This is a genomic window from Pseudomonas sp. PB3P13, assembly GCF_054897735.1.
Genome location: NZ_CM142702.1, coordinates 3925365 through 3941149, shown reverse-complemented (window position 1 = coordinate 3941149; position 15785 = coordinate 3925365). Strand labels below are relative to the sequence as shown.

The 15785-nt window shown below is 58.4% G+C and carries 12 protein-coding genes; 7 read left to right on the top strand and 5 right to left on the bottom strand.

The genetic code is table 11. The features are described 5' to 3' along the window. Positions 1-144 precede the first annotated feature (144 nt). The 3 genes from ACYZT1_RS18000 (at position 145) to ACYZT1_RS17990 (ending at position 3419) form a co-directional block, all read left to right on the top strand. Entirely contained in the window at positions 145-399 is a 255-nt protein-coding gene (locus ACYZT1_RS18000) for a YkgJ family cysteine cluster protein (RefSeq protein ID WP_462016016.1), read from the top strand. 41 nt (positions 400-440) lie between these two features. After that, positions 441-1043 (top strand): START domain-containing protein, encoded by a 603-nt coding sequence (locus ACYZT1_RS17995; RefSeq protein ID WP_462016015.1) that lies wholly within the window; start codon positions 441-443, stop codon positions 1041-1043. 282 nt (positions 1044-1325) lie between these two features. Further along, positions 1326-3419 carry an LTA synthase family protein gene (locus ACYZT1_RS17990; protein ID WP_462016014.1) on the top strand — a complete coding sequence of 698 codons (2094 nt, stop codon included), beginning with the start codon at positions 1326-1328 and terminating at the stop codon, positions 3417-3419. A 63-nt stretch (positions 3420-3482) separates the two neighbouring features. Here ACYZT1_RS17990 and ACYZT1_RS17985 read toward each other — a convergent pair whose 3' ends face one another. After that, a complete protein-coding gene (locus tag ACYZT1_RS17985; RefSeq protein WP_173860449.1) occupies positions 3483-3641 on the bottom strand; it encodes a DUF3309 family protein in 159 nt (52 codons plus the stop codon). Positions 3642-3919: 278 nt separating this feature from the next. On the opposite strand from ACYZT1_RS17985, the gene ACYZT1_RS17980 reads away from it, so the two are divergent. From ACYZT1_RS17980 to csrA, 3 genes are all read left to right on the top strand, one after another. Further along, entirely contained in the window at positions 3920-4735 is an 816-nt protein-coding gene (locus tag ACYZT1_RS17980) for an SDR family oxidoreductase (RefSeq protein WP_462016013.1), read from the top strand. Between the two features lie 64 nt (positions 4736-4799). Continuing rightward, positions 4800-5132 carry a YnfA family protein gene (locus ACYZT1_RS17975; RefSeq protein WP_462016012.1) on the top strand — a complete coding sequence of 111 codons (333 nt, stop codon included), beginning with the start codon at positions 4800-4802 and terminating at the stop codon, positions 5130-5132. Positions 5133-5270: 138 nt separating this feature from the next. Further along, positions 5271-5456 carry a carbon storage regulator CsrA gene (csrA, locus tag ACYZT1_RS17970; protein ID WP_462016011.1) on the top strand — a complete coding sequence of 62 codons (186 nt, stop codon included), beginning with the start codon at positions 5271-5273 and terminating at the stop codon, positions 5454-5456. A gap of 4 nt (positions 5457-5460) precedes the next feature. Here the strand turns inward: csrA and ACYZT1_RS17965 are convergent, their stop codons facing one another. The 4 genes from ACYZT1_RS17965 to ACYZT1_RS17950 all read right to left on the bottom strand — a co-directional run bounded on the left by ACYZT1_RS17965 (position 5461) and on the right by ACYZT1_RS17950 (position 10670). Then, positions 5461-5688: a YheU family protein gene (locus ACYZT1_RS17965; RefSeq protein WP_462016010.1), complete on the bottom strand. Its 228-nt coding sequence runs from the start codon at positions 5686-5688 to the stop codon at positions 5461-5463. A gap of 91 nt (positions 5689-5779) precedes the next feature. Then, positions 5780-6970: an osmoprotectant NAGGN system M42 family peptidase gene (locus ACYZT1_RS17960; RefSeq protein ID WP_462016009.1), complete on the bottom strand. Its 1191-nt coding sequence runs from the start codon at positions 6968-6970 to the stop codon at positions 5780-5782. Positions 6971-7145: 175 nt separating this feature from the next. Then, the gene (gene ngg / locus ACYZT1_RS17955) at positions 7146-8894 is read right to left on the bottom strand and encodes an N-acetylglutaminylglutamine synthetase (protein WP_462016008.1); all 1749 of its coding nucleotides are present in this window, start codon (positions 8892-8894) and stop codon (positions 7146-7148) included. A gap of 3 nt (positions 8895-8897) precedes the next feature. Continuing rightward, positions 8898-10670: an N-acetylglutaminylglutamine amidotransferase gene (locus ACYZT1_RS17950; RefSeq protein ID WP_462016007.1), complete on the bottom strand. Its 1773-nt coding sequence runs from the start codon at positions 10668-10670 to the stop codon at positions 8898-8900. A gap of 296 nt (positions 10671-10966) precedes the next feature. Here ACYZT1_RS17950 and ACYZT1_RS17945 point away from each other — a divergent pair, with 296 nt between their 5' ends. Further along, positions 10967-15784, top strand: a complete 4818-nt coding sequence (locus ACYZT1_RS17945; RefSeq protein ID WP_462016006.1) for an NEL-type E3 ubiquitin ligase domain-containing protein — start codon at positions 10967-10969, stop codon at positions 15782-15784. Position 15785: the final 1 nt, after the last annotated feature.

Sequence of the window (15785 nt, the reverse complement as noted above, 5' to 3'; positions counted from 1 at the left end):
GCGGGCTGACGCTTTGTCGGAGACTGGTCAGTCACAGGCGCTGAACAGCAAAATCATCTCACGAACAATTTGAAACAACTGTTTTAGCGGTTACTCTGTGCCCCGTCTTTTTTACACACCGCCCATCGCGAGGAGCTCGTCGTCATGAAATGCCGTGAAGGCTGTGGCGCCTGTTGCATTGCCCCTTCCATCAGTTCTCCCATTCCTGGCATGCCGCAGGGCAAGGCTGCGGGAGAGCGTTGCGTGCAACTGTCAGTCGAAAACCTGTGCAACATCTTCGGCCGCCCGGAACGTCCTGCCGTGTGTTCGGCCTTCGAAGCCGACATCGAGGTGTGCGGGACCAGCAACGACGATGCAATCAGGTTGTTGGGCTGGTGGGAGCAGATGACGGCGGCGTGATGGCTTCACTGGAACGGAATTCAACAACAAGGAAAAACACTATGGGTTCGCTGCATCGTTTCGTTGTGCTGTGTGGTTTGGCGGTTTTGCTGGCCTCGACGGCCCAGGCCGAAGAATGGAAAACCGCCAAGGACGAGGACGGCATCAAGGTGTCGCTGTCGGAAGTGGCCGGTTCGCAATACAAGGCGTACCGCGGCGTCACCGTCATGAAGACGACCATGGCCAAGCTGCGCGCCCTGCAGGAAGACCTGGGCGGCGCGTGCGCCTGGATCCATGAATGCAAAACCCAGAAACTGCTCAAGCACGAAGGCGACCAGAGCTGGACCTACAGCCAGTTCAATACGCCCTGGCCGGTCACTCCGCGCGATTCGGTTACCCATGTCACCACAGTCGAGGGCGCCGATGGCAGCCTGACCCGCAAACTTGAGGGCGTGCCCAAGTATTTGCCGGAAGAAAAAGGCTTTGTGCGGGTCACCCAGGTCGAGGGCTTCTGGAAGTTTGTGCCTAAAGGTGATCAGGTCGAGGTGACCTACCAGGTGCACACCGAGCCGGGCGGCAGCGTGCCCTCGTGGCTGGCCAACAAGTTTGTGGTCGATGCACCGTTCAACACTCTGAAAGCCTTGAAGGAACGCGCCGAGAAATAATCGCGTTGCCTGTCACAAACGCCCCGACTGGTTCGGGGCGTAATTGTTTTAAACGGGGCAGGGCGCTTTATTTTTTTAGGCTATGCGTTGCACGAAATTTTCACAAAGCTTCCAAGACAATTCGCCCGCGCCGGCTAACCGGTGAGTAATCAATGGCAATGCCGCAGGTGATCGTGCAACATTTGCGCACCGCGTAAGCCCCGGGGCCGAGTACTGGTGAACAGAGGGCAAGGCGCCGCTGTATTTTTTGCAACTTCAACTTCCAATGGGTCCTAAAACGACATGGCAAACCCGGACGCCCTGAATCAGCAGCGAGCTTCTAGTCGCCTGCTGCAACCGACCGTCAAATCGCATCTGGCCTACACGCTGCTGTGCGCCCTGATCATGATGGTGATGTTCAGCCTGCTGCGCCTCGCGCTGCTGGTTTATAACAGCGAAATGATCCTCGACACCCCGGCCTCGACCTTTGTCGAAGCCTTTATCAACGGGCTGCGTTTTGACGTGCGACTGGTGGTGTACCTGAGCATTCCGTTGGTGCTGGCGCTGTTCAGTGCGCGCGCCATGGCCGCCCGTGGATTCTTCCGGCTATGGTTGACGATCGCGTCGAGCATCGCGCTGTTCCTCGGCCTGATGGAGATGGACTTCTACCGCGAATTCCACCAGCGCCTCAACGGCCTGGTCTTCCAGTATGTGCAAGAAGACCCGAAAACCGTGATGAGCATGCTCTGGTACGGTTTTCCGGTGGTTCGTTACCTGTTGGCATGGGCCTTTGGCACGTTGATTCTGACCCTGGCGTTCAAGGGGGCCGACCGCGCCACTCGCCCGCGTGGTCCGTTCAGCGGCGGCAGCATTGGCACGCGTCAGGTCGCGCCATGGTATGCGCGCATCGCGGTGTTCGTGGTCTGCCTGTTGATTTGCGTGGTTGCCGCGCGTGGCACCTTGCGTCAAGGCCCGCCGCTTCGCTGGGGTGACGTCTACACCACCGATTCGAACTTCGCCAACCAGCTGGGCCTGAACGGCACGCTGTCGCTGGTCGCAGCGGCAAAGAGCCGCTTCTCCGAACACCGCGACAACGTCTGGAAGGCCACGTGGCCGCAGCCGTTGGCTCAACAGACCGTGCGCGATAGCTTGCTGACGCCAAGCGATAAACTGGTCGATGCCGAAACGGCCGCTGTTCGGCGCAATTTCACCCCGAATGCCGACAAGACATTGCCGATCAAAAACGTCGTTGTGATCCTGATGGAAAGCTTTGCCGGGCACTCGGTCGGTGCATTCGGACGTCCGGGTAACATCACCCCGTACTTCGACAAGCTGTCCAAAGAAGGCCTGCTGTTCGACCGGTTCTTCTCCAACGGCACTCACACCCACCAGGGCATGTTCGCCACCATGGCGTGCTTCCCGAACTTGCCGGGTTTTGAATACCTGATGCAAACGCCGGAAGGCAGCCACAAGCTGTCGGGCCTGCCGCAGTTGCTCAGCGCGCGTGACTACGACGACGTATACGTCTACAACGGCGATTTCGCCTGGGACAACCAGTCGGGCTTTTTCAGCAACCAGGGCATGACCAATTTCATCGGCCGTAACGATTTCGTTAATCCGGTGTTCTCCGATCCGACCTGGGGCGTGTCTGACCAGGACATGTTCGACCGTGGCCTGCAAGAACTGAAAGCCCGCGATGGCAAGGACAAAAAGCCGTTCTACGCATTGCTGCAAACCCTGTCCAACCACACGCCGTATGCCTTGCCGACGCCATTGCCAGTCGAGCGCGTGACCGATCGCGGCAGCCTTAACGAGCACATGACCGCCATGCGTTACTCCGACTGGGCGCTGGGTCAGTTCTTCGAGAAGGCGCGTAAAGAGCCTTACTTCAACGAAACACTGTTTGTGATCGTGGGCGACCACGGCTTCGGCAACGAGCAGCAAATCACCGAAATGGACCTGGGTCGTTTCAACGTTCCGATGCTGTTGATCGGGCCAGGCGTTCAGGAAAAATTCGGTCAGCTGGATCACACTGTCGGTACTCAGGTCGACATCGTGCCGACCATCATGGGTCGCATAGGCGGCGACGTGATTCATCAATGCTGGGGCCGCGACCTGCTGAACCTGCCGGAAGGCGACAAGGGCTTTGGCGTGATCAAACCTTCGGGCAGTGATCAAACCGTCGCTTACCTGACTGCGGACCGCGTACTGGTACTGCCCAAGGACATGCCGCCCAAGCTGTACCAGTACGAACTGGGCGCAAACCCGAAAGGCGTGGTTATCCCGGCATCGCCGGATGAAGCTGAACTCAAGCAAAAACTCGAGTCGTTCCTTCAGACCGCTACCAAGAGTCTGATCGACAACACCGCCGGTGTAGTTGACGGCAAGCCCGACTAAGTTTCACCGCGCAATAAAAAAGAGGCCCTGAAAAGGGCCTCTTTTTTTTGCTTCTTTTAATCTTTATATCTTGCCGAGTAACAGCAGGATCAACAGCACTACCAACACAACACCGATGATGCCCGACGGACCGTAACCCCAACTTCTCGAGTGTGGGAATACCGGCAAGCCACCTATCAGCAAGAGGATCAGAATAATGATGAGAATTGTGCCCATGTCTATTTCCTTGTTGGAAGTGTTCTGGAATTGCCTGGTGTCAACTGTCAGCTGGAATGCAAATTACCCAAGCTGCTTACAAACTCCGACTGCTATGCCTCTGAGAAAATTCCATAATTTTTTAATGTTTTTCGGAGAAAGCGTTATTTCTTTTTAATCGTACTAGTTGCCGGGAGAGCGACTACGGTTTGCTCGGGCCATTCAGCAATCTGATGGAGCGTGGGTCGCACACGCACCTTCGCTACACTCGACGCATCTTCCCCGGAACAACAAGGCTGTCTGCTATGCAAAACCGCATGATGATCACTGGCGCAGGCTCGGGCCTGGGTCGCGAAATCGCGCTGCGCTGGGCGCGTGAGGGCTGGCAGCTGGCCTTGTCGGACGTCAGCGAGCCTGGCCTGCAGGAAACCCTCAAGTGGGTGCGTGAAGCAGGCGGCGATGGATTTATCCAGCGTTGCGACGTGCGTGACTACAGCCAGCTGACTGCGTTGGCACAGGCCTGCGAAGAAAAACTCGGCGGCATCGATGTCATCGTCAACAACGCCGGTGTGGCGTCCGGCGGGTTCTTCAGTGAACTGTCGCTGGAAGACTGGGACTGGCAGATCGCGATCAACCTGATGGGTGTCGTCAAGGGCTGCAAGGCTTTCCTGCCGCTACTGGAAAAAAGTAAAGGCAGGATCATCAACATCGCCTCGATGGCTGCATTGATGCAGGGCCCGGCGATGAGCAACTACAACGTGGCCAAGGCGGGCGTTGTGGCGTTGTCGGAGAGTTTACTGATTGAACTTAAACAACAGGAAATCGGCGTTCACGTGGTGTGCCCGTCATTCTTCCAGACCAACCTGCTGGATTCATTTCGTGGCCCGACGCCGGCGATGAAAGCCCAGGTTGGCAAGTTGCTGGAAAGTTCGCCGATCACGGCGGCGGACATTGCCGACTACATCTATCAGCACATCGCCGCTGGCGAATTCATGATTTTGCCGCACGAACAGGGGCGCATGGCCTGGGCGATCAAGCAGAAAAATCCGCAATTGCTCTACGATGAAATGGCCACCATGGCGGACAAGATGCGGGCGAAGGCCAGACAAACCGCAGGCTGAACTTGCCGGTAAGCAATGCCCTCGTTAGGGTGGCCGGCAACGGTCACTTTCGCGGGATGTGTGCATGCTCAATTATCTGTGGTTTTTCCTCGCGGCACTGTTTGAGATCGCCGGGTGTTTTGCTTTCTGGATGTGGCTGCGTCAGGGCAAAAGTGCCTGGTGGGTTTTACCTGCGCTGCTCAGTCTGACGTTGTTTGCGCTGTTGCTCACTCGCATTGAAGCTAATTACGCCGGGCGTGCTTTTGCGGCCTATGGCGGCATTTATATCGTCGCGTCGATTGGCTGGCTGATGGTGGTCGAGCGGGTCCGTCCGCTGAGTTCGGACTGGATCGGCGTGGCGCTGTGCGTGATCGGCGCCAGCGTGATTCTGTTGGGTCCGCGCTTCTCGGCTGCCTGAAAATACTGTTTGTAGGAGGTTTCTTTCGGCTCGGTTCGGCAGTCGTTGTAGGGCAAGACTGTTTTACGTCCGGCGCATTGTGGCCGGCGTGCTCGCCCGGCATCTTCAGGGTTCGATAACCCTGAAGGACGAAAAGCCATGCTTGTACTCAGCCGAGTTGTGGGTGAAATGATTTCTATCGGTGACACCATTTCCGTACGCGTTGTAGCGGTCACTGGCAACAACGTGCGCTTCGGCATCGACGCGCCGGAGGACGTCAGCGTGCATCGCGCCGAAGTCTACGAGCGCATCCAGGCCAAAAAGCCACGGTTGAAAAAACGCTGAGCCCTTAGTCGAACAAATGTTTGGGCACATCGTGCTTGAGCATCAACTGGCACTGCTCGCTGTCCGGGTCGAAAACGATCAGTGCCTGGCCCTTGGTCAACGCTTGGCGAACCCGTAACACACGGGTTTCCAGCGGCGTTTCATCGCCGTTATCGGTGCCGTCACGGGTGACGAAGTCCTCGATCAGGCGGGTGAGGGTGTCAACTTCAAGTTGGTCGTAGGGAATCAGCATGGGCACCTCGGGTAAACAATGGCGCGATGCTACGGCTAATGAGCGATTGCGGCTAGCATTCGGCTGCTTCTCAGGCGACGCAAAACATCAGTCAGCCGTCCGACCGTTGCCCCACCAGACTGTCTACCGACGGCACTCGCGTGTCGCTTTCCATTTGCGTGTCATGCTCGATTTGATGACTGAAGCGGTCCAGCGAGCCCTTGGCCGGTTGCGCATCGCTGGCGAATACCGGCGGGCTCAGAATGTATGCACCGAGTAAACGACTAAGCGCCGCCAGGCTGTCGATGTGCGTACGCTCGTAGCCATGTGTAGCGTCGCAGCCAAAGGCGAGCAGGGCGGTGCGAATATCGTGGCCCGCCGTGACCGCCGAATGCGCATCGCTGAAGTAGTAACGAAACAGGTCGCGTCGCACCGGCAAGTCATTGTCACCCGCTAGTCGTAGCAAGTGGCGGGACAGGTGATAGTCGTAAGGCCCGCCGGAATCCTGCATCGCCACGCTCACGGCGTGTTCGCTCGAGTGCTGGCCCGGCGCGACCGGGGCGATGTCGATCCCGACGAATTCACTGACGTCCCAAGGCAACGCCGCTGCTGCACCGCTGCCGGTTTCTTCGGTGATGGTGAACAGCGGATGGCAGTCGATCATCAGCTCTTGGCCGCTGTCGATGATCGCTTTGAGCGCCGCCAGCAGTGCGGCGACCCCGGCTTTGTCGTCGAGATGACGGGCACTGATGTGGCCGCTTTCAGTGAATTCCGGCAGCGGGTCGAAGGCGACGAAATCGCCGACGCTGATGCCCAGCGAATCGCAATCGGCGCGAGTCGCACAGTAAGCGTCCAGACGCAATTCAACGTGATCCCAACTGATCGGCATTTCATCCACAGCGGTATTGAACGCATGCCCGGACGCCATCAGTGGCAAGACGCTGCCGCGTATCACGCCGTGATCGGTAAACAGGCTGACGCGGCTGCCCTCGGCAAATCGGCTCGACCAGCAGCCCACCGGAGCGAGCGTCAGCCGGCCATTGTCCTTGATCGCGCGGACGGCGGCGCCAATAGTGTCCAAGTGCGCGGAAACGGCGCGGTCCGGGCTGTTTTTCTGGCCCTTGAGCGTGGCGCGAATCGTCCCGCGCCGGGTCATTTCGAATGGAATGCCCAGCTCTTCGAGGCGTTCAGCGACATAACGCACGATGGTGTCGGTGAAGCCGGTGGGGCTGGGGATCGCGAGCATCTCCAGCAGGACTTTTTGCAGGTAAGCGAGATCGGGTTCGGGGATTTTATGGGTCATGGAAACTCCTGATGAGTAAAGAATATCGATGGTTTCGATGAAATAAAGATGAGCAGGCTTGTTTAGCAGCTGCCGAGGTAAGAGGCTGCGTCGGACTGCGCAGCGGCCCTCGAGGGCGGTCCTGCGGACACGCAACGCAGCCTTCGTGCCTCGGCAGCTGCTACACGGGGTTGCTTTACGATGCGGCGGCCTGACTGTGCGGAAACAGCAAATCCACAAACCGTTCCGCCGTCGGCTGCGGTTCGTGATTGGCCAGACCGGCGCGTTCGTTGGCTTCGATAAACACGTACTCCGGCTGATCGGCGGCCGGCACCATCAAGTCGAGACCAACCATCGGGATGTCCAGCGCCCGTGCCGCCCGCACGGCCGCATCGACCAGGGTCGGGTGCAAGATCGCGGTGACATCCTCAAGAATGCCGCCGGTATGAAGGTTCGCTGTGCGGCGTACGAAAAGATGCTCGCCGGCAGGCAGAATGCTGGTGTAGTCATAACCCGCCGCAGCGAGCGTGCGCTCGGTTTCATGATCCAGCGGAATCTTGCTCTCACCGCCGGTAGCCGCCTGACGACGCCGGGTCTGAGCTTCGATCAAGGCGCGAATCGAATGTTGACCGTCGCCTACCACTTCGGCCGGTCTGCGAATCGCTGCAGCAACCACCTCGAAACCAATGACTACAATGCGCAGGTCAAGGCCTTCGTGGAAGCTTTCCAACAACACCCGGCTGTCGAACTCGCGCGCGGCTTCGATGGCCTGTTGCACGTCTTCTATGGTGCGCAGGTCCACGGCAACGCCATGGCCTTGTTCACCATCGAGCGGTTTGACCACCACCCGTTCGTGCTCATCGAGGAACGCCAGATTGTCATCGCCGTTGCCCGCCAACTGCTGCGCCGGCAGCTTCAGTCCAGCGTTGCGCAGCACCTTGTGGGTCAGGCTCTTGTCCTGACACAACGTCATGCTGATTGCGCTGGTCAGATCGCTCAGCGACTCGCGGCAACGAACCCGACGGCTGCCGTGAATCAACGTGAACAGGCCGGCTTCGGCATCGTCCACCTGTACTTCGATGCCACGCCGATGCGCTTCATCCACAATGATCCGCGCGTAAGGATTGAACTCGGCCTCGGGGCCCGGGCCGAGAAACAACGGCTGGTTGATGCCATTTTTGCGTTTGATGGCGAAGGTCGAAAGGTTGCGAAAGCCCAGCTTGGCATAAAGACTTTTCGCCTGGCGATTGTCATGCAGAACCGACAGGTCCAGGTAGCTCAGACCGCGGCTCATGAAATGCTCGATCAGGTGCCGCACAAGGACTTCACCGACGCCCGGTCGCGAACATTGCGGATCGACCGCCAGGCACCACAGGCTGCTGCCATTTTCCGGATCATTGAACGCTTTGCTGTGATTCAGGCCCATGACGCTGCCGATGATCGCGCCGCTGTTTTCGTCTTCCGCGAGCCAATAAACCGGACCGCCGAGATGACGCGGGGTCAGCAGACTGGCGTCGATCGGCAACATGCCGCGCGCCTGGTACAGCTGATTGATGGCCTGCCAGTCGGCATCGCTCTGGGCGCGGCGGATGCGAAACCCGCGAAACACCCGGGTCGCCTGACGATAGTCGGTGAACCACAGGCGCAACGTATCCGAGGGATCGAGGAACAATTGCGCCGGTTCCAGACCAAGAATTTGCTGCGGGGCGGCGACATACAGCGCGATGTCGCGCTCGCCGGGCTGCTCGTTGAGCAACTCCTGAGCAAGGCTCGCCGGGTCAGGGAACGTGTGGCCGATCAACAATCGGCCCCAGCCGCAATGCACCACAATCGGTGTTGCGCTCAATTCGCTGCCGTCTTCGGCAAGTCGCGCCTGCAAACGTTCGTACGAAGGCGTCTGACCGCGCAACAAGCGTTGGCTGTAAGCCGTGGCGTGGGGTTTCATCGATCAGATTCCTTGTTCACTGAGCCACAGGTTGAGCGCTGCCAGTTGCCACAATTTGGAGCCGCGCAGCGGGGTCAATTGGCCTTGTGGATCGGTTAGCAGGCGGTCAAGCATCGCCGGTTGGAAAAGACCGCGATCCTGGCTCGGATCCAGCAACAGTTCTCGCACCCAGTTCAGCGTGTCGCCCTGTAAATGCTTCAAGCCGGGGACAGGGAAATAACCTTTCTTGCGATCGATGACTTCACTTGGAATCACCAGCCGCGCCGCTTCCTTGAGCACTTGCTTGCCACCGTCCGGCAGTTTGAATTTGCCTGGCACCCGCGCCGACAATTCCACCAGGCGATAGTCAAGAAACGGCGTACGCGCTTCCAGGCCCCAGGCCATGGTCATGTTGTCGACCCGTTTGACCGGGTCATCGACCAGCATCACCGTGCTGTCCAGGCGCAACGCCTTGTCCACTGCGGCATCGGCACCGGGTTGTGCGAAATGTTCCTTGACGAAGTCGCCGGCAGCATCGTTGGCGGTCAGCCATTTCGGTTGCACGGTGGCGGCGTAGTCGTCGTAGCTGCGGTCGAAGAAGGCTTCGCGATACGCTGCAAAAGGATCGGCAGCGCCATCGACTTGCGGGTACCAGTGGTAGCCGGCAAACAGTTCGTCGGCACCCTGACCGCTTTGCACCACTTTGCAGTGCTTGGCGACTTCCCGGGACAGCAAATAAAACGCGATGCAGTCGTGGCTGACCATCGGCTCGCTCATGGCGCGGAACGCTGCGGGCAATTGCTCGATGATCTCCTTTTCGTCGATGCGCAGTTGATGGTGCTGGGTGTTGTAATGTTTGGCGATCAGGTCTGAATACTGGAATTCGTCACCACGCTCGCCGCCGGCATCCTGAAAGCCGATGGAAAAGGTCGACAGGTTCTCAACGCCCACTTCACGCAACAGTCCGACCAGCATGCTCGAATCGACCCCGCCCGAAAGCAGCACGCCGACGTCTACGGCTGCGCGCTGACGGATCGCGACCGCGTCGCGGGTGCTGTCGAGCACTCGGTCGCGCCAGTCTTCAAGTGTCAGGTTCATCTCGTCGGCACGTGGCCCGTAGGGCAGGGTCCACCAGGTTTTCTGCTCGGTGGTACCGTCGGCATCGATTCGCATCCAGGTTGCCGGCGGCAGTTTTTCGATGCCGGCCAGCAAGGTGCGCGGTGCTGGGACCACGGCGTGGAAATTCAGATAATGGTTAAGCGCAACCGGATCGAGGATCGGGTTGATGTCACCGCCCTTGAGCAACGCCGGCAGAGCTGAAGCAAAGCGCAGGCGCTGGCCGGTGCGCGACAGGTACAGGGGTTTTACGCCTAGACGGTCGCGGGCAATGAACAGACGCTTGGCATCGCGATCCCAGATCGCGAACGCAAACATGCCATTGAGCTTGGGCAGCAGAGCTTCGCCCCAGGCGTGATAACCCTTGAGCAGCACTTCGGTATCGCCGCCGGAGTAAAAGGCGTAACCGAGATTTTCCAGCTCGGTGCGCAGCTCCGGGAAGTTATAGATCGCGCCGTTGAACGCCAGTGACAAGCCGAGTTGATTGTCGACCATCGGCTGCGCAGAGCCGTCCGACAAGTCCATGATTTTCAGGCGGCGGTGACCCAGGGCAATCGGCCCTTGAGCATGAAAGCCCCACGCGTCTGGGCCGCGCGGTGCCAGGTGATGGGTGATTCGTTCAACGGCTGCAAGGTCCGCAGGTTGATGATCAAAGCGTAACTCGCCAGCTAATCCACACATAAATTCCTTACCGGTTTTTCCGTTGGGGAGGGTCGTTCAATTCAGCGTTAAAAAACGCGGGTACTCAGCAACTGACCCGCCTCAGTAGTTGGAGTTTTAGACCGATAAGTTATAAGTGGGAATCACGAGCCGATTCAGGACATTGCAGAAATGGGGGTTGGCGTGGCGGTAAATAGTGCTGCAATGCATGGAAAACTCAGGGTAAACACTCACCAAACTGACCGACTATTTGAATTATCAATCGTGGCATGAGCTTCCTAAACTGGAAGCACCTAAACGCAATAAGGATATTGCTGATGCTCTCCAAACCCGACGCCACACCACCGGTCGTGACGTTCTCCCGCGCCCATCGACTTGAAGCATTGCTGGACCATACGGCTGATCTGGACAAAGCCGAAGTTCTCCAAAACTCCATTCCGCCGTGGTTGGAAAACCCGGACCTGACGGTGTTGCAGGCCCTTAAGACGACCTTTGACCAGATCAATCTCGCGCACGTCAAGGCAGCCCAGGTGCTGGGAAATCTCAAGCCACTGGATCTGTTCTGCAAGGAGCGACTGACTCGTCTTCTGAAGGAAAAATGGGCCGTTGATGTCGATGTTGAAAAGGACAGCCTCGAGATTATCAACACCTACTATCGCTCAGCGGCAGGGCTCGTTGTCCCCCTTAGAGGGGTAACCACCACCACCTCCCGCAGTCTGCTGCATGCCGCGATGGAGAACTTCACACTGGCGGAGTCCGAGAGCGGCGGCCTCCCTTGGAAATCGTTGATTAAAATCAACGGAAAAGCCGCCCCCGGAACGGAAATCACGCCGGTCAAATTCGCCGCGCTCTGTCGTAATCTGGACCTGGGCGCGCTTTATCAGCGACATATCGGCGAAGTATTCGCGTTGCCAGACAAACCTCAAGGCCTGGTACCCGTCAGTGATAGCGCATCGGCGGCTGACATTCGCCGGATGAAGCTGCTTGATCTGCAAGCCGCCGTCCATATGGCTTGCTTGAAAGACGACATCAGTGCCACGGCCTACACGATGTTGCTCAGTGTAATTGCACAGGACTTGCCTGTAGCGCAGACCAAGGGCGCAGTCTTCGACGGCGGCCCGGTCACTTGGCAGGGCTTGATGATCCATGACATCTGCATCTACGGGGCACTTGTCTTCAGCAACGTGTCTGTCGATGCCGAATCGAATGCGAAGTGCGTGGTTTATCTGCCCAATGAACCGCGCCGGCCAGTGTACGAGTACGCCTCGCTGGATGAGTTCAAGGTGTACCTTTCACTCAAGTTGCAAGTCAAAAGTTATCGGGAACGCTTCAGCCGGCTATACCTCGCCGGTCACGATGCCGCGGTTTTTTTCGCCGCCTTTGATGCAGACAAATCGTTGGGGACGCTGAGCGCGGCGCCCTCGACTTGCCTGTCCGATTTTTTCTTCAGTGCGTTTATGGGCAAGGCCCGTCAGGATGCGCTTGCCCTCGCCGTCCCGACCGAAAAAGTCGACGAACAAGAGCGGGAAAAAGCGTTCAAGGCGTTAGTGAAGGACGGACTTGTGCTGTTGAACGTGGCGGCGCTTTTCGTGCCGGTGCTCGGTCAACTGATGTTGACAGCGGCAGTGGTCGACACCGTCAGCGAGGTATATGAAGGCGTGGAAGACTGGACGCATGGCGAGCGCAAAGCGGCCCTGTCCCATTTATTGCACGTGGTCGAAAACGTGGCGCAACTGGCGGCGTTTACAGTGGGCGGCAAAGTGGTGTCGGACGCTTTCAAACGCGGCGTGCAAGCGCATACGGCGTTTTTCGACGGTTTCGAAGCGGTAGCCCGTGCCGATGGCAAATCGCAGTTATGGAAACCTGATCTTCAGGCCTACCGGCAGGCCGCCGCGCTGCCTGGAGGATTACGGCCCGATTCGTCCGGCATCTACAAGCAGGGCGCGCGCACCTCGATCGTCATGGACCGGGAAACATATCGCGTGTCCCACGATTCGGCCAGCAGGGAGTGGCGCATTAACCATCCTTCGCGTCCGACGGCATTTGCGCCAGCCGTGGAGCGAGACGTCGAAGGGGGCTGGCGACATGTTTATGAACATGCGCATGAATGGCCGGACAGCGGTTATGCATTGAGTCGTACCGACCCGAGTTTGAACAGTCTCTCCCAAGGCGAGTTGGCGCAAGTGGCCGAAATCACTGGCCTGACGCCTGCCAAGCTCTACCGACTGCATGTCAGCGACCTTCCGTTGCCTCAGCGGCTGAAGGACTGTATCGAGCGGATCAAACTGGATCGCAGGATCACCCGGATGATCTCCGAGCTGGAACGGGCAGGGACCACGAATGCCGAATTCACCCAGGAGCAATTGCGCACACTGCCAAGACTGCCCGGCTGGCCGGCTGAGCGCTTTATTGAAGTGCTCGATGACCATGCCGTCGTGGTGTCACGCTTTCCGGAGACGGCACCGGAAGATGACGTCCTCAACGGCGTCAAGGTGAGTCAGGCGCAACTGACGGCAGGGCGACTCTTCGATACGGTCATTGCCGGCCTCGATCCCGCAGAGGTCGATGCGCTGGTGGGTACTTCCACGACGGACCCCGGCCACCTGTTGTTGAGAAGAAAAATGGCCAGTACTCTCAGGCGCGATCCCCGTCCATTGCTTGAGTGGCTTTATCAATCGTATGACGGCAGCGTCACCGGCGATGTCGCAACGTTGCGCGAACATGCCCCCGACTTGCCTTCGCGCGTGTGTCGCGAACTACTGGAAAACGCCTCCGCCAAAGACCGACTGTTGCTGCGCGAGCAGAAAATTCCTGGGTTGACGCTGGTCCAGCACATCCGCCAGGCAGGGCTTGAAATCAGGCAGGACCGAGCGTTGACGGGATTGTATTCACCACAATTGGCCGACGCAGATACCGACGCTCTGGTGCTTGGCTTGATGGATCGCGTGCAAGGCTGGGATGAGCAATTTCGACTGGAGGTGCGTCAGGGCTCAACCGCCGGCACGCTGTTGGGCAGCGTGGGAAGCGCGGATGCACTCAAGAGGGAAGTGATCGTGAAGACGCCCGCAGGCTATCAGGTCACTCTGCGCAGCGGCAGTCCGGTGACCACCGAAACCAGCGCAACACTCCTGGAATCGATACCCCATGCCTTGTCGGCTAGCCAGCGCACGAAAATGGGCGTATCCGGTGGCGATCACTTCGATACGTTGCCGCTGCGCGAACGTCTGCTTGCTGCCGGCACTGCCGACCCGGTACGCACCACCAGGGTATTGCGCGGGGAACCCACGGCGGCGCCGGCTCATTTGTCCAGCTGTGTTCAGGCTGACCCACCGGCCATCAATCGCTACGCAAAAGGCTGGATCCGCAAGGTCAGGAAACTTTATCCGACGTTCTCCGACGCTGAGGTGGCCGCTTTTCTGGACTCGGCCGGCAGCACTAACGAGTTGCGCGCGAACCGGATCAAGGAATTGCAACAACAGTGGAAGACACTGCGCACGGTGCTACACAACTGGCGCCACGATGAAGCGCAAATGAAAAAACTGCCGGGGACGCTCAATGACGTTCGTGTCAGCCGGCGCCAGGTGGCGCACGCCATCGAAAACTGTTGGCGTCGGGTCAAGCCTGCGCGATGGCCGCTGGGTGAGGAATATACAACGCTCAAACTGGAGCGAAATCCCTGTGGTCAATTGCCGACCCTGACCGAACAGGACGTCGCCCATGTGCGCCACCTTTCGATCAAAAGCATGAACGCTGGAGACGAGTTGGCGTATTTCCTCAAACCGTTCAAAGGGCTGGTCAGGCTTGAACTGGAGCACAATCAGCTCACCCGACTGCCAGAAGCCTTGTCACACATGCCTGACCTTGAGCACTTGAGGCTGGATGCAAACAAGCTGGCATTGACCGGACACACGCTGCGCAAGCTGGCTGACCTGCGCAAACTGAAAATCCTGGGGCTCAGTGGTAACCGGCTCGGGGCGACCGTTGACGTCAGCAAAATGCTCGATTTGCAGTCGCTGTTCCTGGCTGATACGCACACTACCGAGTTACCTGTAGGCCTCGCACGGCTGCCGTACCTGGACGTGGTCAACCTGGAACGTAACGAGATCCGTGAGTTACCCGCGTGGCTGTTCAATGCATCGTCAGATTTCACCCATAAACTGAATCTGCGGCATAACCCTTTTTCCCAGGCGACCCAGGCCAGGCTCGCGGCCTACCGGAGCAAGACTGGCATTGGTATGGGGTTTGCGGTCGACGATGATGCGATCCTCAATGAGCAAAGGGCGCGAGACCTGTGGATGCCCGGTTCGCATGAGGAAAACTACGCGAAGCGAGATGCAACCTGGGCGGCGTTGAAAAACGAACCGGGGTCCGAAGGTTTCTTCCGGACACTGTCAGAGGTTGGCAGTACAGCGGACAACCGTTATGGCCATGAAGACATGACGCGGCGCGTGTGGAGTGTTATTGACGCGGTCCAGGCCGACCCCCAGTTGCGTGAAGAACTGTTGCCATTGGCAGTGAGAGCCAATTGCGATGATTCTGCTGCGCTGATCTTCAGTAATCTCGAAATGAGGGTGCACAGAGACGCAGCGGTCCGCCTGTCCGCCAACGCTCATGATGAGGCGGCTCGCCTGTTGAGCCTGGGCCGAAGTCTGTTCCGCCAGGATTATCTCGATACACTCGCGGCGGAAAAAGCCAAGGCCGATCCCAAACTGGATCCGGTCGAGGTAGCGTTGGCCTATCGTACGGGCCTGGCGGAAAAACTTGAGCTGGTCGGCCAGCCCCGGCATATGCGCTTCGCTTCGTTGAGTGGCGTCAAACCAACCGACCTCGACGCTGCCTGTGACAAAGTCCTGAAAGCAGAACTGACTTCCGATTTTGTGAATTCCATAAGCAAACGCGATTTTTGGGAAGAGTTTTTACGCAAGCGCCATGCAGCGCAATTCTCCACGTTGGACGCGCCTTTTCATGTGCAGATGGAAACGGCTTTAGAAGAAGAAACGCCGGCTGGCGGCGAAAATCCGGCAGTCACCGCCGTCAGGCAAAAACACCAGAAGGCGGTAGACGCGTTAGTGAATCGCCTGACAGAGGAGGCCTTGAAAGCGAGCGACGCGCAGACTTGCTTTGCTTTCGACTGAA